The following is a 17,876-nucleotide window of genomic DNA, read 5'->3' as shown; positions in this document are numbered from 1 at the left end:
GAATGTTGTAAATTATAACGAAGCTTTTAATGTAATTCCGTACGTTGCAGTTGAAGGCATTTGTCCCATTTCAACTCCAGGAACATATGTACTTCCGTTTAATGATGCTGTTTCAGGGTCGTATAAAGGGAAATCACTAATAGTAAATAAATCGCGGCCATATACAGTTAGAGATAAAGCTTCTAAACCTGTTTTAGATAATAATCGTTTAGGAAAATCGAACGTTAAACTAACATCTCTTAATTTTAAATATGAAGCATCGAAAGAATTAGATTCGACGTTTGCTCTTCGGTTATATTCTTTATAATAAGTCGCTACATCAGTTTTTGTTGTATTCTGAGAATAAGTACCATCAGGGTTTAAAACTACTCCATCACCAATAATAAAACCATCTTCTCGACCTGGTAAAGAATCAGCTAATTTTCCTTGTTCCATCATTTTGTGATATGTTTGAGAATAAACAATTCCACCATATTGACCATCTAAAGTAAAACTGAAACGGAATGTTTTAAATTTGATTTCGTTTGTGAATCCTGCTCTCCATTTTGGTGTAGCGTCACCAACATATTCATTCAGTCCATTTTTGATTGGAACACCAGTTTTTGCATCATAGATAATTTGTCCAGCTTCATTGCGAACAAATTTTTCTCCATACAAAGCAGTAGAAGAACCTCCGATTTTCGCAATTTGATAAACCGTTCCTGATTGTCCTAAAATCATTTGATCATCCTCAATTCCTTCTACCAAAGATTTTACTGTGTTTTCATTTTTAGTCCAAGTTCCAGTCATTTTCCAGCTGAAATCATTTGTTTTAATTGGTGTGTATGAAGCAGCTAACTCAATTCCTCGGTTTTCAATTTCACCACCATTTACAACTCTTTTCGAGTATCCAGTTGTGATATCATTTGGTAATTCGAAGATTTGATTTTTTGTACTTTGTTGGTAAAGTGTAAAATCTATACTTAATCTTTTCTTGAATAATAATGTTTCAAAACCAGTTTCCCAAGATGTAGTAGATTCTGGTTTGATATCTGGATTGAATAATCTTCCTGGAACAACTGCAGATCCAGCAAAATCGCTTTGACTATAATATCTACTTGTCCATCCTGTTGTACCTCCGTTACCAACTTTCGCAAATGATAATCGATATTTTAAATAGTTGACAGGTCCTTTTATTTTGAATAGATCTGATAAAATAAAACTTGATGAAACAGAAGGATAAAAGAAAGAACTGTATTTTAATGCTACAGAAGAGTTCCAATCATTACGACCTGTGATATCGACAAATATCATGTCTTTCCAACCAAAAGATGCCATTCCATATAATGAATTTTCTTTTAAATTTGAATCATACGTTCTTGCAAAAGGAGAAGTTAAGCCATTTGCGAGTTTGTACACTCCAGGCGATGCTAATCCATCAACCCATGCGGTTAAATTTCTGTATTCATAATTTTTTCTATTACCTCCAACATTCGCACTGAAACCGAAATCACCCCACTTATCTGTATAGTTCATTAAGAAATCGATATTTGTTTCTGTCTTAGAAATATCTTGTCTTTTGTAATATCCATTTGGGGTACGATTCATATCAAACGGACGTTTTTGTTCGCGCAATTGTGTATAGGTATTAATGGCAGGACGTAACATTAAACTTAACTTGTTACTCAACTTGAAATCAGCTCTAATATTTCCGACAAGTTGATTGCTACTCATAGGATTAACCGCTTCGTAAGCAATTGCGTAAGGATTATCCATATACGAACTAAAAGGACGAATTATTTTTACACCATCATAATTATTTTTCCAAATTGGTTTGTACCAATTCAAATCTACGTTTGGATTTTGAAAAATCATGAAATATGCAATCGAACCATTGTTGTAACCCGTTCCTGGTAAGTTGTCACTCGTTTTACGAGTATAGTTTAATGCAGTCGATACTTTGATGCGATCACTTACTTGATAATTACCATTTATTGCAGCGGTGTAGTTTTCGTAGCCTGTATTTGGCATAATCCAACTATTTTTTTGATGTCCAATAGAAGCTCTAATACTTCCTTTGTCATCACCACCCGAAAGAGTTACAGCATTGCTAAACGTAAAACCTGTTTCCCAAAAACTTTTTCTGTTGTCTTTGTATGGACGCCACAGCGTTCGTTCAAGGCCTTGTTTTTCTAAATTTGGATCGTATTGATAGAAATATTGACCATCAAATTTTGGTCCAAAAGCAGATGATGTACTTCCTGTGTTTGGTCCATCCTCAGAAGCTTGGTACGAGTAATATGGATTACCATTTTTGTCAAAACTTTTTCCCGCTCCTTGTCCATATTCGTATTGAAAATCTGGCCAATTATTTATAACATCTATTGCAACAGTTGATTTATATTCTAAGCCTAATTTTTTTCCTTTTTTACCAGATTTAGTTGTGATGATTAAAGCTCCATTTGCAGCTTTGTTTCCATATAAGGCAGCAGCGGCAGGTCCTTTTAAAACAGTTACACTTTCGATGTCAGATTGGTTAATATCAGAAATTCCATTTCCAAAATCAATCGGAGAATCATCACCCATATAAGCAGTGCTATTTCCAGATGATGTCATTTCAGTACTCATCGGAACGCCATCAATTACTATTAATGCATAGTTTTTTGATTGATCAATAGAGTTTGCTCCACGTAAAATAATTTGTTGTGAATTAATTGGTCCATTACCACCCGAAATAATATTTAGACCAGCAACTTTTCCTTTTAATCCAGAAGACCAGTTATTTGCTTCCGCGGTAGCAAGTTCCTCCGAACTTATATTTTGTTGCGCAAATCCTAATTTTTTTTGTTCACGTTTTATTCCCAAAGCCGTTACAATAACCTCATTCAATTGATTGGCTTCTTCTTGTAAAGTTACTTTTACTTGAGAACTATCTTTTGGCGAATATTCGACATATTTGTGTTGAGAAGAATTAATGATTAAAGTTGGCTGTGCAACATTTGTCGCTAAAAATTCAAAAAAACCATTTTCATCTGTAAATGTTTTGTATGAAGTTCCTTTGATGATTATCTCTACATCAGCTAAACCAAACCCATTTTGATCAACGATTTGACCTTTTATTGGATTTTGATAGTGCGAAATAGATAGATGAGAAATTGTATTATCGTAAGTTTTAGCATTGGCGTGTAAACTTAAAAATCCACCAAGTAGGAGTAGTGGTAATTTTAATTGCTTCATATCTATGGAAATAAATTGTTTATGTGTTAAAAATTTTAACAAAACTAATTCATCTATTTGTGAAGTTGTTTAACTTAGGATTAAGAGATTTTTAAGTTAACATTACTAAAATAGAGGGTTTGAAGATGTTTTTACATTGAAGTAAAGGTTTGTTGATTTTAATTTAACGTAAATAAATTTCATGTTTTTTATCAAAAAAAGCCACTCCAAACGAAGCGGCTTATCAAGATATCTAAAGACTTGTTATTTAATTACTTCAAAAGAAGATTTTTCTATGAATGTGTTTCCGTATAAATCTGTTGCACGAACTTCTATTTGATGTGTGCCAACTTGTAATTTATTAGGTAAACGAACCGACCAAATATGTGTTGAAATTTCTGGAGCAGAAGGTCTATTTCCTATATTAGTAATTTCGGCCTTATCAATTCTTACAATTGTTTCCATGTAATTATAATCAACCGTCGGATCCCACTTCATTTTTTTCCATTCACCATTATTCACTCTATATTCAACCGTATTCGATTCGTGTCCCATAAAAAAGTTAGCATAAAGAAACGTACGATTACGCTTTCCTTCTTTTACTTTTTGGGTATGATACAAATCTATTTGACGCTCTTTTTTATCATTTGCTACCTTATAGTCAAATTTATATTGATTGCCATCTACATGTAAAAATGCATAACCTTTTGGCGTTCCATCTCGCATAGTAGAAGTCGGCACTCCTTTTGCATCTTTTGGACCAGAATACCAATCGCCCGAAGTAGTTCCAACATTATATTCATGATGAGGTTTTTCTTGTTGCCAACCATCATTATTTGCATAATAAATTTGCTCTTGATAGTGCGTATGTGCTGACATTGAAACCGTATTTGGGTATTCTTTCAACAAGCCGAATAATTGATTTCTATCCTCAGGACGTATATTTCGTAAAGGAATATGAAAGGCTAAAACGATTAAGTGATCTTTTGGAACAAATTTTAAATCATTTTTGATAAATTCTAATTGATCAGAACGAAATCCTCCCCAATAACTTTTTCCATCACGAGGATCTGGATACAAAATATCATCTAACACTATAAAATGCGCTTTACCTATCGTATAAGAATAGTTGTTTGGGCCAAAATTTTTCTCATATGTTTCATCAGAATATCGATCTTCTTTTGCATCATAATTCATGTCATGGTTTCCCATTACATTGTACCATGGCAAACCAACTTTCGATACAGCCTTGATATAAGGTGGATGAAGATCTAAATCATCGCCTACTAAATCCCCCAACGAAATCCCAAATTCCATTCCTTTGATTCCTTTTACATCATCAATAATTCCTTTCGAAAAATACTCGATTTCTTCTTGTGTGTAAGCTTGTGGATCTCCAAATATGACAGCTGAAAATTTATCGTTTTCTTGTGTCGGGATTAATGCGAAATCTATGCTTTTTGGCGTTTTACCAGTTGGTGCAGATCCTGCAAATTCTAATTGAGGCGAACCGTTTGGTTTGTTAATATAAAAAAATTGAGGTTGGTTAAATTCGTTTGTCGGAACTTTATAATTGTTAGGTTTTACAACAAATAAAATGGTTTCATCATCTATTTCAATGTTATATTCTCCCTTTTCATTTGTCGAAACAACCTGTTTTCCGTTACTAACTTGAACGTTAGCTAAGCGTTTTTCAGATTTATCAAATTTATTGTTTTGATTTTTATCTTCGTAAACGATTCCTTTTGCAATTTGTTGGGCGTGAACAGAAGTGAATAATCCTCCTAAAAATACCAGCGATAAAACTATTTTTTTCATGATGTGAATTTGTTTTGTAATGCTGCAAAATTCAGTATTTATTAGTTGTTTTGGATTAACACAATAATAAGTAAAGATTAAATTATGGTAAAAAATAAGTTGTAGTTAAAATCTTTATATAGGGGATTATGAAGGTTGTGAATAGTTAAAATAAAAAATCGTTCAGAATTAATAATTCCGAACGATAATATGATAACATTTAATTTTAGATTCTTTGACGTAATATATTTTACCTAATTTGACATAGGTTTTTAGGATTTGTTCTAATTCTTTTTCAAGTTTAGCGTTTGAACTTATTTTATGATTAAATCTAACATAAGAAATGTCAAAAGCTGCACCAAAATTATGCGAACTGTCGTTGGATGATGCGTTTTTATTGATTCCTCTCAATCGATTTTGATCATGTAAAGTTCTTGTCATCGAAGTAACTACAAAAAAATTTTGTCCAGTTGTCTTTACAAAATCCCTTGCAATACTGCTCAAAATATCTCGACCTTTTGGGACAAGGTAAGAATGGCTATGCGTTAGGTCGCCTACACGCCACCCATAACCACGTTGTTTTATTTTGACTAATTTACCTTGGTTGATGTATTTATTTAACATCTTATCTCCATCTATTAAGTCAAGTTTATGAGATTTTGCTGCATTCAGATGTTGAACATATTCTTTTGAAGGTTCTATGACTACTCGCTTTTGAGCATAACCAATAAAAGAATAGGAAACAAAAAACGCTATTAAAAATTGTTTCATGATTTTATCCTCTCTTACAAAAATAGAAAAGAACTTTAATAAATTACATGGTTGTCGATTTAAATTGTTCTGGATTTCGAACGGTTACATGAAAACAACGTTGTCTATACTCTTTTATGTAGTAAATTTTTCCTTCATCTTGCAATTGTTTTAGAATAGCTTCTAAGTTGTCGCGATGTGTTTTACTGTACGTATATTTATTATTGAATTTTGTATAAGATAAATCGAACGATGCACCATAATTGTGTGTGCTTTCTCCTTTTGCAGCATTGCTATTAACTCGTCTCAAACTTGCTTGACTTTCCTCTGATCGAGTGAGAGAAGTTACCGCAATAGTTGCATTGTTTTCATCCAAAAATTTTGAAGCAATTTTTTCTAAAATAGTTTTTGCTTTAGTATTTAAAAAAGCTTTGCTATGAGTTAATTTTTCGATTGTGTAACCATTTCCTTCTTCAGGAATTGCAACTAATTTTTTTGTACTCACTAATTCATCAATATCACTAAAACTCTTTACAAGCGAAACATTGAAGGACTTGGCAGCGATTAAATGATCGCTATAGGTCACTTTTTTTGTTGTGATAGAAGTAGTTGAAGACGCAGTGTTTTCTGCTAATAAATAACTTTCTTGACTTTGAGCAGATAGGTAAATTCCGCTAAAAAGGCAAGAAAGAGCAATTAATTTTTTCATTTTTTAAATTTATTACGTCACAAAATTAAAAGTTACAGTTTAATAAAGACTTGTTAAAAATTATAATGTTTAGGTAAATTTTCTTTAAAATTATCTTAAATAAGTTCTCTAATTGGCATTATTAGATAAGTTTAGAGGGAATTGATTTATTTCTCTTTCTATATAAAATATCCTTAAAAATGAAGACAAATACATGATATCCTACTTATTTCCTTATTTTTGTATTTATTATTCATTTTTATTTTTAGACCTATTTATCAAATGGCAAAAGTTAAAGTTGGAATGGTACAAATGACTTGTACTAATAACAAACAAGAAAATTTAAACAAAGCAATCGAACAAGTAAAAGTTGCAGCTGCAAAAGGCGCTCAAATTGTTTGTTTGCAAGAATTGTTTACCTCATTATATTTTTGTGATGTCGAAGATTATGATAACTTCGATTTAGCAGAAACGATTCCTGGTCCATCAACAGATGCGTTATCAGTAGTAGCAAAAGAATTAGGCGTGGTAATTATTGCTTCTTTATTTGAGAAACGTGCACAAGGTTTATACCACAACACCACTGCAATTTTAGATGCTGATGGCGAATATTTAGGAAAATACCGCAAAATGCATATTCCAGATGATCCAGCCTTTTATGAAAAATTTTACTTTACTCCAGGTGATTTAGGTTACAAAGTTTTTGAGACTAAATTTGGTAAAATTGGTGTTTTAATTTGTTGGGATCAATGGTATCCAGAAGCAGCTCGTATAACAGCTCTTAAAGGTGCCGAAATTTTATTTTATCCAACAGCAATTGGTTGGGCAACTGATCAGGACGAAGAAACAAACGTAGATCAATACAACGCTTGGCAAACTATTCAGCGTTCACATGCTGTAGCAAATGGTGTTCCTGTTATTTCGGTAAATCGTGTTGGTTTCGAGCAAGATGGTGCAATGAAATTCTGGGGAGGATCTTTCGCAACAAACGCTCAAGGGAAATTGTTGTATTTGGCATCTCATGAAAATGAAGAAACGGAAGTGGTCGAATTAGATTTGAACGAATCTGACTTTTTCCGCAAACATTGGCCTTTTTTAAGAGATCGTCGTATCGATTCATATCAGCCTATTACAAAACGTTTTTTAGACGAAGATTAAGATAATTCATGAAAAAAGTATTTTCTCTTGTCACATTGATTGGATCGTTTGCATTTGGTCAAATAAAACCAATTCAAATAGATCCTATTAATTCTCATCTTTATGTTTATCAAACGTTTAATTCATTTCAAGGCATTGATTATAATGCGAATGGAATGTTTTTGATCACTGATAAAGGAATTGTTCTGTTTGACGTTCCTTGGCAAAAATCTCAGTATCAAACAATGAATGATCTTGTATTAGAGAAATATCATTTACCAGTTATTGCTGTTTTTGTCACACATTCACACGAAGATAGAGCAGGAGATTTGAGCTTTTATAATGATTTGAATATCCCAACATACGCTTCATCTTTCACAAATTCTATTTTAAAAAAGGAAGGCAAAGCAACTTCGAAATTTGAAATAGAATTAGGTAAAACCTATAGATTTGGTAAAGAAAAATTTGTCATCGAATATTTTGGACAAGGTCATACAGCAGATAATCTTGTGGTTTGGTTTCCGAAATATAAGGTTTTGAATGGAGGTTGTTTGATCAAAGGAGCAGATGCAAAAAATTTAGGTTATATTGGTGAAGCTAATGTTACTGAATGGCCAAAAACAGTTCAGAAATTAGTAACGAAACATCCAAAAATTAACCAAGTTATTCCAGGTCATGATAATTGGAAAGCAAATGGGCATATAGAAAATACGTTTAAACTTTTAGAAAAATAACAAAAATTGAACACTATAGATACAACTCAATTTCCTAAAGATTTAGGATATCGTTTTCCTGCTGAATGGGAAGAACATGAAGCAACTTGGTTATCTTGGCCGCATAAAGAAGAATCTTGGCCAGATAGAATTCATTTGATTTATCCTGCATATGCTGAATTTATCGCCGAGCTAACAAAAGGTGAAAAAGTTCGTATCAATGTAAAAGATGAAGAAATGAAAACATTTGCTTTGTCTTTTATCGAAAAAACAAATGCAGATTTAGCACAAATTGAATTTTATTTTAACGAAACAAATGATGCATGGTGTCGAGATCATGGCCCTGCTTTCTTGTTGAATAGAAATAATACAGATCACCCAAAAGTAATTGTAGATTGGGGATTTAATGCTTGGGGAGGGAAATATCCACCATTTGATAATGATGATGTCGTACCTACAAAAATTGGAGCAACTTTCAATCTACCTGTTTTTCATCCAGGAATTATTATGGAAGGTGGAGCGGTTGAGTTTAATGGAAAAGAGACATTGATGACATCAAAATCTTGTTTATTAAATAAAAATCGTAACCCAACGTATAATCAAGAACAAATTGAAGAGTTCTTACGTAATTATTACGGAGTTTCGCAAATCCTTTGGGTTGAAGACGGTATTGTTGGTGATGATACAGATGGACATATTGATGATACCATTCGTTTTGTAAACGAAGATACTGTTTTGGCAGTTGTTGAGACAGATGAAACGGATGATAATTACGAATTATTACAAGTAAATCTTCGTCAATTACAAGAAATGAAATTAGCAGATGGTCGTCCTTTAAATATTATCGAAATTCCTATGCCAGATGCTGTTTATTGCGAAGGTGAGCGTTTACCTGCTTCGTATGCAAATTTCTATATTGCAAATAAATCGGTTATTGTACCAACCTATCGTTGTGCAAAGGATGCAATTGCATTAGACATTATTCAGAAATGTTTTCCAAATCGTCAAGTTGTAGGAATTGATTCTACAGATATTATTTGGGGATTAGGATCTTTTCATTGTTTGAGTCAACAAGAACCTAAAGTTTAAAAGAATAAATTTTAGAATAAACTATAAAGCTGAGTTTTTTAACTCAGCTTTTTTTATACGATTGATTTTTGTTTAAGTAATTATAAATCAGTTTGTTTTATTTTATTATTTCGGAAATGTAAAATAAAAAAGGTTAATTAGAAAATTTCTTTAAAAGGAATTTCAAGTTGAGTTCCGATTTTTTTATGGTTATTCTCAAGGTTAGAAATTGATACTCCTAATAACCGAACAGTTTTGTCGGATGAATATCCTTCTGCCAATAAATCATAACAGATTTGATCGAAAAGGTTTTTATTTTTTATTGAAAATGAAGCAGATCTACTTTTAGTTGAAACTGTAAAATCACTGTATTTTATTTTTATCGTAATTGTTCTTCCGTAAACAACTGTTTTTAGTGACCAATTCCAAACGTCTTCTATTAACGGAAATAAAGCAACTTGTAACTCCTCTAAATTCTCCAAATCTTTATTAAATGTAGTTTCAGAGCCTGATGATTTTCGAATTCTGGTCGGATTAACTTCCCTCAAATCTAATCCTCTTACAATATTATAATAGTATTGCCCCGATTTACCAAATTCTCGTAAGAGTTTTTCTAAATCAATTTTTTTTAAATCCAAACCTGTATGTATTCCCATCATGCGCATTCGTTCTGCGGTCACTTTTCCTATTCCATGAAATTTTTTGATCGGAAGTTGTTCAATAAAACCTTCAGCCATTTTTGGCGTAATCACAAATAGTCCATCAGGTTTGTTGTAATCAGAAGCAATTTTAGCTAAAAATTTATTAAAAGAAACACCAGCAGAAGCAGTTAGATTTGTTCGTTGTTTGATTTTTTGTTTAATTTCATTCGCAATTTCCGTTGCAATATCAATGTTTTTATGATTTTGTGTAACATCCAAAAATGCTTCGTCTAACGATAATGGTTCAACCAAATCGGTGTATTCAAGAAATATTTCACGAATTTGATTTGAAACTTCTTTATAAACTTGAAATCGAGGTTTAACAAAAATTAAATGAGGACATTTTCGTTTTGCAACCACAGAAGACATTGCAGAACCAACTCCATATTTTCTGGCTTCGTAGCTTGCAGTCGCAATAACTCCACGTTCTTCATTTCCGCCGACAGCAATGCATTTTCCTCTTAATTCTGGAAAATCTCGCTGTTCAACAGAAGCAAAAAATGCGTCCATATCGATATGAATAATCTTACGCTGCATCTTGCAAAATTACTCGCTTTATTTTAAATGGTAGGTTTGAATAAATTTTTTTAAGTTTTTTTTATCCGCAACAATCGTTAAATAGTCACCTAATTCGATGGCAACATTTCGATCGGGATTATGAATCATTTTACCATTTCGTTCTATAGAAACAACAATTCCTTTTGCAGTATCTTTCACCCAACCAATTGTCTTGTGCTCCAATGCACAAAAATCTGAAGGAATTACGACTTTATCCAATGTAAAATTATCAGTATTTTTTAAATCATTATTTTCTGAAGGTGTTTCTCCAATAATGTCCAAATATTTTTCAAATCGTTGAATATATTCATCTGTTCCAATAATCCCAATTTTATCAAAAGGATATAAAACAGATTCAGAATTTGGTGTTTGTATAATTCTATCTCCTCGTTTGATATAAGCTATATTAATCTGAAATTTTGTTCGCCAATCTAATTCTCCTAATCGAACACCAACAAAGTTTGCATTTTGTGGAACAATCATATCCGAAATATGTGTATTATCCCATGTATATTGAAACTTCTCTTTCTTCTTTTTTTCTTGAATTCTTTTGCTTAAAATTTCTCGTTCATTTAAATTATAAATAAATTTTGTTTGAATATAATTATAGAATTGATTGAAATATTTTGACAAAAAATACATCATAATCAATAAACCAATTGCTAAAATAATAGAAGCAAGTGTACTGGTTAAAAATTGATTGTAAATAAAAATAACAGCAACAATAACCAACACTAATCGAATAAAAATAATTGCAATGATGGGAGCGCGATTATAGTTAGATTCATCCCAAAATTCGCGTATAATTTCTCTCTTAGGACGATAGCCAATAATTGCCCAAATAAAAGGAATACATAATACAAAAGTTAGAATAAGACTAACTAAACTTGCTCCAAAATACGTAAACCAATCCATTAAAAAGAGTAAAAAATAGCTTTTTATAATAAGTGTAATTGCAATAATAATTATTCCATTGATAAAAATTGTACTGAACGTTTGCTTAATAATTTTATTCCATTTATTTTCATTTTGAATATGTTGCGTATCTGTTGAATATTTTTCAATTCCAATTATAAATTTTTGAGGTAAGATTTTCTCTAAAATTAAATAAACTTTGTCCGAAGATTTGATTAAATATGGAGTTGTAAACGTTGTTATAGCAGAAACACCAACAGCTACAGGAAACAGAAAATCACTTGTAACACCAAGAGAAAGTCCTAAACCAGCAACAATAAAGGCAAACTCTCCAATTTGAGCCATACTCATCCCTACTTGAACAGATTGTTTTAAGGGTTGTCCCGAAAGGATTGCACCTAAAGTAGTGAAAATTAATTTTCCGAAAATAGTCAACAATGTCACAATTAAAATTGACCATTTATGTTCGTACATCGAAACAGGGTCGATCATCATTCCGATTGAAATGAAAAATATTGTAGCGAAAAGATTTTTTACGGATTGAAAATTAAGTTCGATTTTTTCAGCATAAATAGTTTCTGCTAAAATAGATCCCATTACGAAAGCACCTAATTCTATCGAAAAACCTGATCTATCTGCGATATAAACCATTCCAAGACATAATCCAATTGAAATAATTAATAAAGTTTCGTCATCTAAATAATTTTTGATTGAACGTAAAAAGGTAGGAATGATAAAAATTCCACCAATAAACCATATTGCTAAAAAGAATCCTAATTTAACAAAAGAATTGATCAAATCGCTTCCGTCAAAATGTTGGCTAACGGCCATTGTAGAAAGCATAACCATTAATAAAATGACAACAATATCTTCTACAATCAGAATTCCGAAAACGACATTTGCAAACTTTTTTCGTTTCAAACCTAATTCTTCAAACGCTCTGATAATAATTGTTGTAGAAGAACTTGCTAATAAACCACCAAGAAAAATACTGTCCATTGTTGACCAGTTCATTAATCGCCCAACAAAATAACCAACAGTTACAATACATACAATTTCGACAATTGCTGTGACGGAAGCTGATCCACCAACGTTGAGTAATTTTTTGAAACTAAATTCGAGTCCAAGACTAAAAAGTAAAAATATCACACCAATTTTTGCCCAAATTTCAACGTTATGTTCTTCTGCAACTGTAGGAATATATTCGAAATGTGGCCCAACCAAAAAACCTGCAATAATATAGCCCAAGACAAGTGGTTGATTGATGCGTTTAAAAATAAGCGTTGTCACAGCACCAACACAAAGAATTAATCCTAAATCAATAATGAGTTTTGGCAAGTGTTCTTCCATAAATTGCGTTTAATTTTTACTAATATAATGTTTTTTAATGGATAAAATACTGCTTAATAATCGATTAAATATTAATTTCTAATAATAAAAAAAACTCACTAATTCTGATGAATTAGTGAGTTTGTATTTTGATAGTTTGAATTGTTTATAATGATATTTTTGCTAAATAAGAATCACCATCAGTTTTGATTTTTGTACAAGATAGTTGATGATATTCACATGCATTTTTTAACGTGTCAAAATCCAAATACAACCACTGAATAGGTTCTTCTTGTTCGCCTTTATAATGAACGGTGAAATCTAACTCGCCATAATAATTTCCATTGCTTGGAATCCATTTTCCGCCATCTTCATCTTCATCAAACATGTAAATAATATCCGTTCCATCAATCAAAACTTGACCATTTTCGTTCAATATTTTTTTTATTTTATCCAAGAATACATTGATTAATACAAGGTTCTGAAAAATCCCTGTTCCGTTCATTAAAAATAAAATGGTATCAAATTTTTCAGTTTCATCTAATTCAAGAAAATTTTGAACTTTTACATTTTGGATACCTCTCAATAAACAGGCTTCTATTGCTTTGGGAGAAATATCAATTGCACTAACTTCTTTCTCTTTTTCTTGTAAGTAAAGTGAATGAGAACCCGCACCACAACCAACATCAAGGACTTTTCCATTCGCTAAATCCAACGCTTTTTGTTCTAAAACCGGCATCTCATCGTAACCTCGAAAGAGATAATCAATTGGCATAACATCTAATTCTGAAATAGATGTCTCAGTATACAAATCTTCGGGCGATTGATTAGTTTGATAATCTAAAATTGCTTGTCCGAAAAGGTCTTTCATGTAATTTGTATTTTATGTTCTGATTTTATTCAGAATATTTTATTCATTATTTTTTGCTAAAATAGCCTCCACAATTTGTTGTGCATGTATGCGCGAGTTTTCGATAAACCAAATATTCGTCAACATTCCTCCACAAACAACTCCTGCCAAATATAAACCATCTACATTAGTTTCCATTGTTTCGGGATTATATGTAGGTGTTTTTAATTCATCATCACTTAATGTAATTCCACAATTTTCGAGAAATTTGAAGTTAGGATGATAACCCGTTAATGCTAAAACGGTATCATTTTCTATTGAAATATCTCCTTGTGGTGTTTTAATATTAACCTGATTTTCATTGATAGAGGTGATATTCGAGTTGAAATATGCTTTGATACTTCCTTCCGTGATACGATTTTCAATATCAGGTCGAACCCAATATTTTAAACGATTTGTAAAACTATCTCCTCGAATTACCATGGTTACATTTGCACCCTTTCGGTAACATTCTAAAGCGGCATCTACGGATGAATTATTTGCTCCAACAACGACAACATTCTGAAAAGAATACGGATGCGCCTCTTTATAATAATGATGCACTTTTGGCAAATCTTCGCCTTCTATTTGCATCATATTAGGGATGTCATAAAACCCAGTTGCAAGCACTACATTTTTTGCAGAATAGTTATTTTTTGAGGTGTTAATTTCAAAATTTGAAGTTTCAACTTTAGTGATAGCTAAGACTTCTTCATAAAGATTTAAATTAAATTTAAAATACTTATGAATGTTTCGGTAGTATTCCAACGCTTCTTGTCGACCAGGTTTTGGTGCAATACAATTGAATGGGATATCACCAATTTCTAATCGTTCTGCAGTCGAAAAAAAAGTCATGTACAAAGGATAATTGTATAAACTATTTGTTAAGGCTCCTTTTTCTAAAATTAAATGAGAAAGATTGTTTCTTTTCGCTTCTATTGCACAAGCTAAACCAATAGGTCCAGCACCGACAATTATCAAATCATATTGTTCTTTCATCGCGCAAATTTACGGATAATCAAATCGGTAATCCACACGATTTTTATAAAAATAATGTTTAACTTTTTGGATTAACAAAATATATTAATAATTTTGTTTGACAAATTTGTCAAAAATAAAATAGCACATAGATATGAAAGATGATACGGAAGAATTAATCAAAGAAACAGCAAAAAGGATGTTTTTTGGTGAAGGTAGATTTCATGCCACTACACAAGAAATAGCGGATGAAGCGAAGGTGAATCGTACGTTGATCAATTACTATTTTAGATCGCGTAACAATTTGATTAGCATTATTTATGAAGAAGCAACAGTTGTGAGTAATGAAAAATCGCGTGCAATTTTAGATCGAAATCGTGATATAAAAGAGATGATAGGAGAGTTTATCGAAGATTCAATTGCTACATCTATAAAATACCCTTATTTGGAAACCTATATCGTAACCGAAATGAATAAAAATAAGACGATGTGTTCTAAATTAATGAAAGATAATTTGGATGAGGTTGTCCAAGTTTTTTATGAACGATTAGAAGAAGAAATGGAAAAAGGAACAATAGAAAAAATGGAACCAATTCAGTTTTTATTGAATATGATTTCGTTAATTAATTATCCGTTTACAATTCGTCCACTTCTTCAGTTAGACTTGAAATTAAGTGACGATGATTTTAAACGAATTCTTTCGGATCGAAAACAGATTATACTCAATACACTTTTTAATAAGAAATAAATTGATGAAGAGGTTCAAATTATTACTTTCCATAGCGATTATAGCAGTAATGAATACCGTAAATGCACAAGAAATTATTGCACTAAAAGATGCTATAAAATTTGCATTAGAAAACAAAGCGGATGCAAAACGAGCAGATTTAGCAATAAAAAAAGCGGAATTCAAAATAGACGAAGCAAGAGCTGGAGCTTTGCCACAAGTGAGTGCTGATGCCGCAATTCAGTATAGTCCAATTTTACAGCAAATGGTTTTGTCCTTTGCGGGGCAACAAATGAAGGGTGAAATGAGTAGGCCTTGGGTTTCGAATATCGGTGTTAATGTATATCAAACATTATTTGATCAGCGTGTTTTTACAGGACTTAAAGCGGCGAAATCTACACGAGAATTTTACCAAATCAATGCAGAGTTAACGGAGGAACAAATTATAGAGCGTGTGGCAAATGCGTATTATCAAGTTTTCATTCAAGAAGAAAAATTAAAAACGATTGATAAAAGTTATGAGAACACGAATAAAGTTCGCAATGTTATTAAAAGTTTGGTGGAAAATGGATTGGCAAAACCAATTGATTTGGATCGAATTGTGGTTCAATTAAATAATATATCCTCTTCACGTCAACAATTGGTAAATGCTGTGGAAATCAACAAAAATGCGTTGAAATTTTATATGGGTTATCCAATCGATGAGCCAATTTATTTGAAAGAAGAAACAATTTCGCCAAATTTAGTTTTATTAGATCATCAGGTTGAAGTCGAAAATAGAACAGCGTTCAAACTTTTATCCAAACAAAAAGAATTATTAGGTTTTGCGAAAGATGCGGAACGTGCAAATCTTTATCCAACCGTTGGTTTAGCAGCTAATTATGGTGTCGCAGGAATGGGTGATAAATTTTTAACGTCTAAAGATTATTTTTGGTCAGATTTAGCTTCAATTGGATTGAGTGTAAAAGTTCCTATTTTTTCTGGTGGAGCTACAAAAGCTAAAATAAATCAAGCAGAAATTGATTTACTCGATATTGAACAACAAATGAATGATACGAAACTGGGGTTGAGTTTAGAATATCAGAATGCTAAAGCTCAAATTGAAAATACGTTAAAAAGTGTTGATATTCAAGAAGAAAATGTAATGTTAGCTGAGAAAGTTTTATCAAATACACAAAATAATTATCAGCAAGGTTTGGCAAATTTGACAGAAATATTAGATGCCGAAAATGCGTTAACAGCTGCTCGAAATAATTATTCAAATGCTTTATTAGAATATAAAATTGCCGAAATAGCTTTAATAAAAGCCAAAGGAGATTTAAACACATTAATTCAATAATAGAACCGGTTTATGAAATCAGTAAAAACTTTACTTTATATATTAATTGCTGCTGGCTTGATTGGAGGAGCAGTTTACATCATCAAAAATAACAAAGCGAAGCAAGAAGAAGAGGTTGCGATTGTAAATGAAAGTGCCGATGAGGTGGTGGTGAATACTGTCAAAGCGAAATACGAAAGCTTGAATACAGATTATACATCAAACGGAACATTTGCACCGTTTCAAGAAATGAGTTTCCCGTCTGAAATTTCAGGACGAATTGTGCGTGTTTTGGTTGATGAGGGGAGCTATGTTTCTGTTGGACAAACATTGGCAACAATTAAAAAAGATGCAATTGAAGTTGATGTGACACAAGCACAAAATAATTTACAAAATGCTATAGTGGACAATGAGCGTTACGAAAATGCATACAAAACAGGCGGAGTAACAAAGCAACAATTGGATCACTCGCGTTTACAATTAAAAAATGCGAGAGCAGCTGTTTCTGCTCAAAATTTACGTGTGCGCGATACCAATGTAAAAGCAACAATTTCTGGTGTAATTAATAAACGTTACATCGAACCAGGTTCTGTTGTAGCACCAGGTTCACAAATGTTTGATATTGTAAATGTATCAAAATTAAAATTACAAGTTACAGTTACAGAAGCTGAAGTTGTGAATTTAAAAGTTGGTCAAACAATCAAAGTGTTAGCAAGTGTTTTTCCAGCTCAAGAATTTGAAGGAAAAATTTCTTTTATTGCGCCTAAAGCAGATGCTTCGTTAAATTTTCCAGTAGAAATTCAAGTTTCGAATAATTCGGGATTAAAAGCTGGTATGTATGGAACAGCAATTTTTTCCACAAAAGATGATGTTAATGCAGGGAAAAATGTTTTGGTTATCCCAGCCAATGCTTTTGTAAATGGGATTAGTTCTGGACAAGTTTTTGTCGTTGAAAATAATATCGCAAAACTAACGAAAGTTGTCATTGGAAAAACGGTAGGAACTGAAGTTGAAATTATCAGTGGAGTTAAAGAAGGAGCTGAAATTGTGACAAGTGGTCAGATTAATCTGAAAGATGGAACGAAAGTGAAAGTTGTAAAGTAAGATAATTTT

Annotated in this window: 14 protein-coding genes; 6 read left to right on the top strand and 8 right to left on the bottom strand. The window is 31.9% G+C overall.

All coding sequences use genetic code 11. From position 1 onward, the window contains the following. Window positions 1-12: 12 nt before the first annotated feature. From IF125_RS04130 to IF125_RS04115, 4 genes are all read right to left on the bottom strand, one after another. A complete protein-coding gene (locus IF125_RS04130; protein ID WP_225541616.1) occupies window positions 13-3,216 on the bottom strand; it encodes a SusC/RagA family TonB-linked outer membrane protein in 3,204 nt (1,067 codons plus the stop codon). A gap of 243 nt (window positions 3,217-3,459) precedes the next feature. Further along, window positions 3,460-5,013, bottom strand: coding sequence for a calcineurin-like phosphoesterase C-terminal domain-containing protein (locus tag IF125_RS04125; RefSeq protein WP_225541615.1), 1,554 nt, complete (start codon window positions 5,011-5,013; stop codon window positions 3,460-3,462). A gap of 168 nt (window positions 5,014-5,181) precedes the next feature. Then, entirely contained in the window at window positions 5,182-5,763 is a 582-nt protein-coding gene (locus IF125_RS04120) for a DUF5715 family protein (RefSeq protein WP_188318974.1), read from the bottom strand. A 43-nt stretch (window positions 5,764-5,806) separates the two neighbouring features. Further along, window positions 5,807-6,451, bottom strand: coding sequence for a DUF5715 family protein (locus tag IF125_RS04115; protein WP_225541614.1), 645 nt, complete (start codon window positions 6,449-6,451; stop codon window positions 5,807-5,809). A gap of 261 nt (window positions 6,452-6,712) precedes the next feature. Between IF125_RS04115 and IF125_RS04110 the strand changes: the two genes are divergently transcribed. The 3 genes from IF125_RS04110 to IF125_RS04100 are packed head-to-tail and all read left to right on the top strand — an operon-like array spanning window position 6,713 to window position 9,369. After that, complete coding sequence (locus tag IF125_RS04110; RefSeq protein ID WP_171621644.1) at window positions 6,713-7,588, top strand: carbon-nitrogen hydrolase; 876 nt, start codon at window positions 6,713-6,715, stop codon at window positions 7,586-7,588. A gap of 8 nt (window positions 7,589-7,596) precedes the next feature. Then, window positions 7,597-8,301 (top strand): EBR family subclass B1 metallo-beta-lactamase, encoded by a 705-nt coding sequence (gene blaEBR, locus IF125_RS04105; RefSeq protein WP_171621645.1) that lies wholly within the window; start codon window positions 7,597-7,599, stop codon window positions 8,299-8,301. A gap of 6 nt (window positions 8,302-8,307) precedes the next feature. Next, window positions 8,308-9,369 (top strand): agmatine deiminase family protein, encoded by a 1,062-nt coding sequence (locus IF125_RS04100; protein WP_225541613.1) that lies wholly within the window; start codon window positions 8,308-8,310, stop codon window positions 9,367-9,369. A gap of 137 nt (window positions 9,370-9,506) precedes the next feature. Here IF125_RS04100 and dinB read toward each other — a convergent pair whose 3' ends face one another. The 4 genes from dinB to IF125_RS04080 all read right to left on the bottom strand — a co-directional run bounded on the left by dinB (window position 9,507) and on the right by IF125_RS04080 (window position 14,739). Beyond that, window positions 9,507-10,586: a DNA polymerase IV gene (dinB, locus tag IF125_RS04095; protein ID WP_188320177.1), complete on the bottom strand. Its 1,080-nt coding sequence runs from the start codon at window positions 10,584-10,586 to the stop codon at window positions 9,507-9,509. An 18-nt stretch (window positions 10,587-10,604) separates the two neighbouring features. Then, window positions 10,605-12,872: a cation:proton antiporter domain-containing protein gene (locus IF125_RS04090; RefSeq protein WP_188320176.1), complete on the bottom strand. Its 2,268-nt coding sequence runs from the start codon at window positions 12,870-12,872 to the stop codon at window positions 10,605-10,607. A gap of 145 nt (window positions 12,873-13,017) precedes the next feature. Continuing rightward, a complete protein-coding gene (locus IF125_RS04085) occupies window positions 13,018-13,722 on the bottom strand; it encodes a class I SAM-dependent methyltransferase (RefSeq protein WP_225541612.1) in 705 nt (234 codons plus the stop codon). A 39-nt stretch (window positions 13,723-13,761) separates the two neighbouring features. Further along, window positions 13,762-14,739: a YpdA family putative bacillithiol disulfide reductase gene (locus IF125_RS04080; RefSeq protein ID WP_225541611.1), complete on the bottom strand. Its 978-nt coding sequence runs from the start codon at window positions 14,737-14,739 to the stop codon at window positions 13,762-13,764. 133 nt (window positions 14,740-14,872) lie between these two features. Between IF125_RS04080 and IF125_RS04075 the strand changes: the two genes are divergently transcribed. Genes IF125_RS04075 through IF125_RS04065 form a run of 3 tightly spaced genes read left to right on the top strand, consistent with a single transcriptional unit; the run spans window position 14,873 to window position 17,867 of the window. Next, the gene (locus tag IF125_RS04075) at window positions 14,873-15,466 is read left to right on the top strand and encodes a TetR/AcrR family transcriptional regulator (RefSeq protein ID WP_225539017.1); all 594 of its coding nucleotides are present in this window, start codon (window positions 14,873-14,875) and stop codon (window positions 15,464-15,466) included. 4 nt (window positions 15,467-15,470) lie between these two features. Then, window positions 15,471-16,784 carry a TolC family protein gene (locus IF125_RS04070; RefSeq protein ID WP_225541610.1) on the top strand — a complete coding sequence of 438 codons (1,314 nt, stop codon included), beginning with the start codon at window positions 15,471-15,473 and terminating at the stop codon, window positions 16,782-16,784. 12 nt (window positions 16,785-16,796) lie between these two features. After that, window positions 16,797-17,867 (top strand): efflux RND transporter periplasmic adaptor subunit, encoded by a 1,071-nt coding sequence (locus IF125_RS04065; protein WP_225541609.1) that lies wholly within the window; start codon window positions 16,797-16,799, stop codon window positions 17,865-17,867. Window positions 17,868-17,876 lie beyond the last annotated feature (9 nt).

Origin of the sequence: Empedobacter stercoris (assembly GCF_020281205.1) — a bacterium.
GTDB classification, from domain to species: domain Bacteria; phylum Bacteroidota; class Bacteroidia; order Flavobacteriales; family Weeksellaceae; genus Empedobacter; species Empedobacter stercoris.
The sequence above is the reverse complement of the archived record's forward strand: the minus strand, read 5'-3'. Positions and strand labels throughout refer to the sequence as shown.

Excerpts from the sequence above, each read along its gene's own strand:
- IF125_RS04130 (WP_225541616.1), bottom strand. The coding sequence starts at position 3,216 with ATGAAGCAATTAAAATTACCACTACTCCTACTTGGTGGATTTTTAAGT.
- IF125_RS04125 (WP_225541615.1), bottom strand. The coding sequence starts at position 5,013 with ATGAAAAAAATAGTTTTATCGCTGGTATTTTTAGGAGGATTATTCACT.
- IF125_RS04120 (WP_188318974.1), bottom strand. The coding sequence starts at position 5,763 with ATGAAACAATTTTTAATAGCGTTTTTTGTTTCCTATTCTTTTATTGGT.
- IF125_RS04115 (WP_225541614.1), bottom strand. The coding sequence starts at position 6,451 with ATGAAAAAATTAATTGCTCTTTCTTGCCTTTTTAGCGGAATTTACCTA.
- IF125_RS04110 (WP_171621644.1), top strand. The coding sequence starts at position 6,713 with ATGGCAAAAGTTAAAGTTGGAATGGTACAAATGACTTGTACTAATAAC.
- blaEBR (WP_171621645.1), top strand. The coding sequence starts at position 7,597 with ATGAAAAAAGTATTTTCTCTTGTCACATTGATTGGATCGTTTGCATTT.
- dinB (WP_188320177.1), bottom strand. The coding sequence starts at position 10,586 with ATGCAGCGTAAGATTATTCATATCGATATGGACGCATTTTTTGCTTCT.
- IF125_RS04090 (WP_188320176.1), bottom strand. The coding sequence starts at position 12,872 with ATGGAAGAACACTTGCCAAAACTCATTATTGATTTAGGATTAATTCTT.
- IF125_RS04085 (WP_225541612.1), bottom strand. The coding sequence starts at position 13,722 with ATGAAAGACCTTTTCGGACAAGCAATTTTAGATTATCAAACTAATCAA.
- IF125_RS04080 (WP_225541611.1), bottom strand. The coding sequence starts at position 14,739 with ATGAAAGAACAATATGATTTGATAATTGTCGGTGCTGGACCTATTGGT.
- IF125_RS04075 (WP_225539017.1), top strand. The coding sequence starts at position 14,873 with ATGAAAGATGATACGGAAGAATTAATCAAAGAAACAGCAAAAAGGATG.
- IF125_RS04070 (WP_225541610.1), top strand. The coding sequence starts at position 15,471 with ATGAAGAGGTTCAAATTATTACTTTCCATAGCGATTATAGCAGTAATG.
- IF125_RS04065 (WP_225541609.1), top strand. The coding sequence starts at position 16,797 with ATGAAATCAGTAAAAACTTTACTTTATATATTAATTGCTGCTGGCTTG.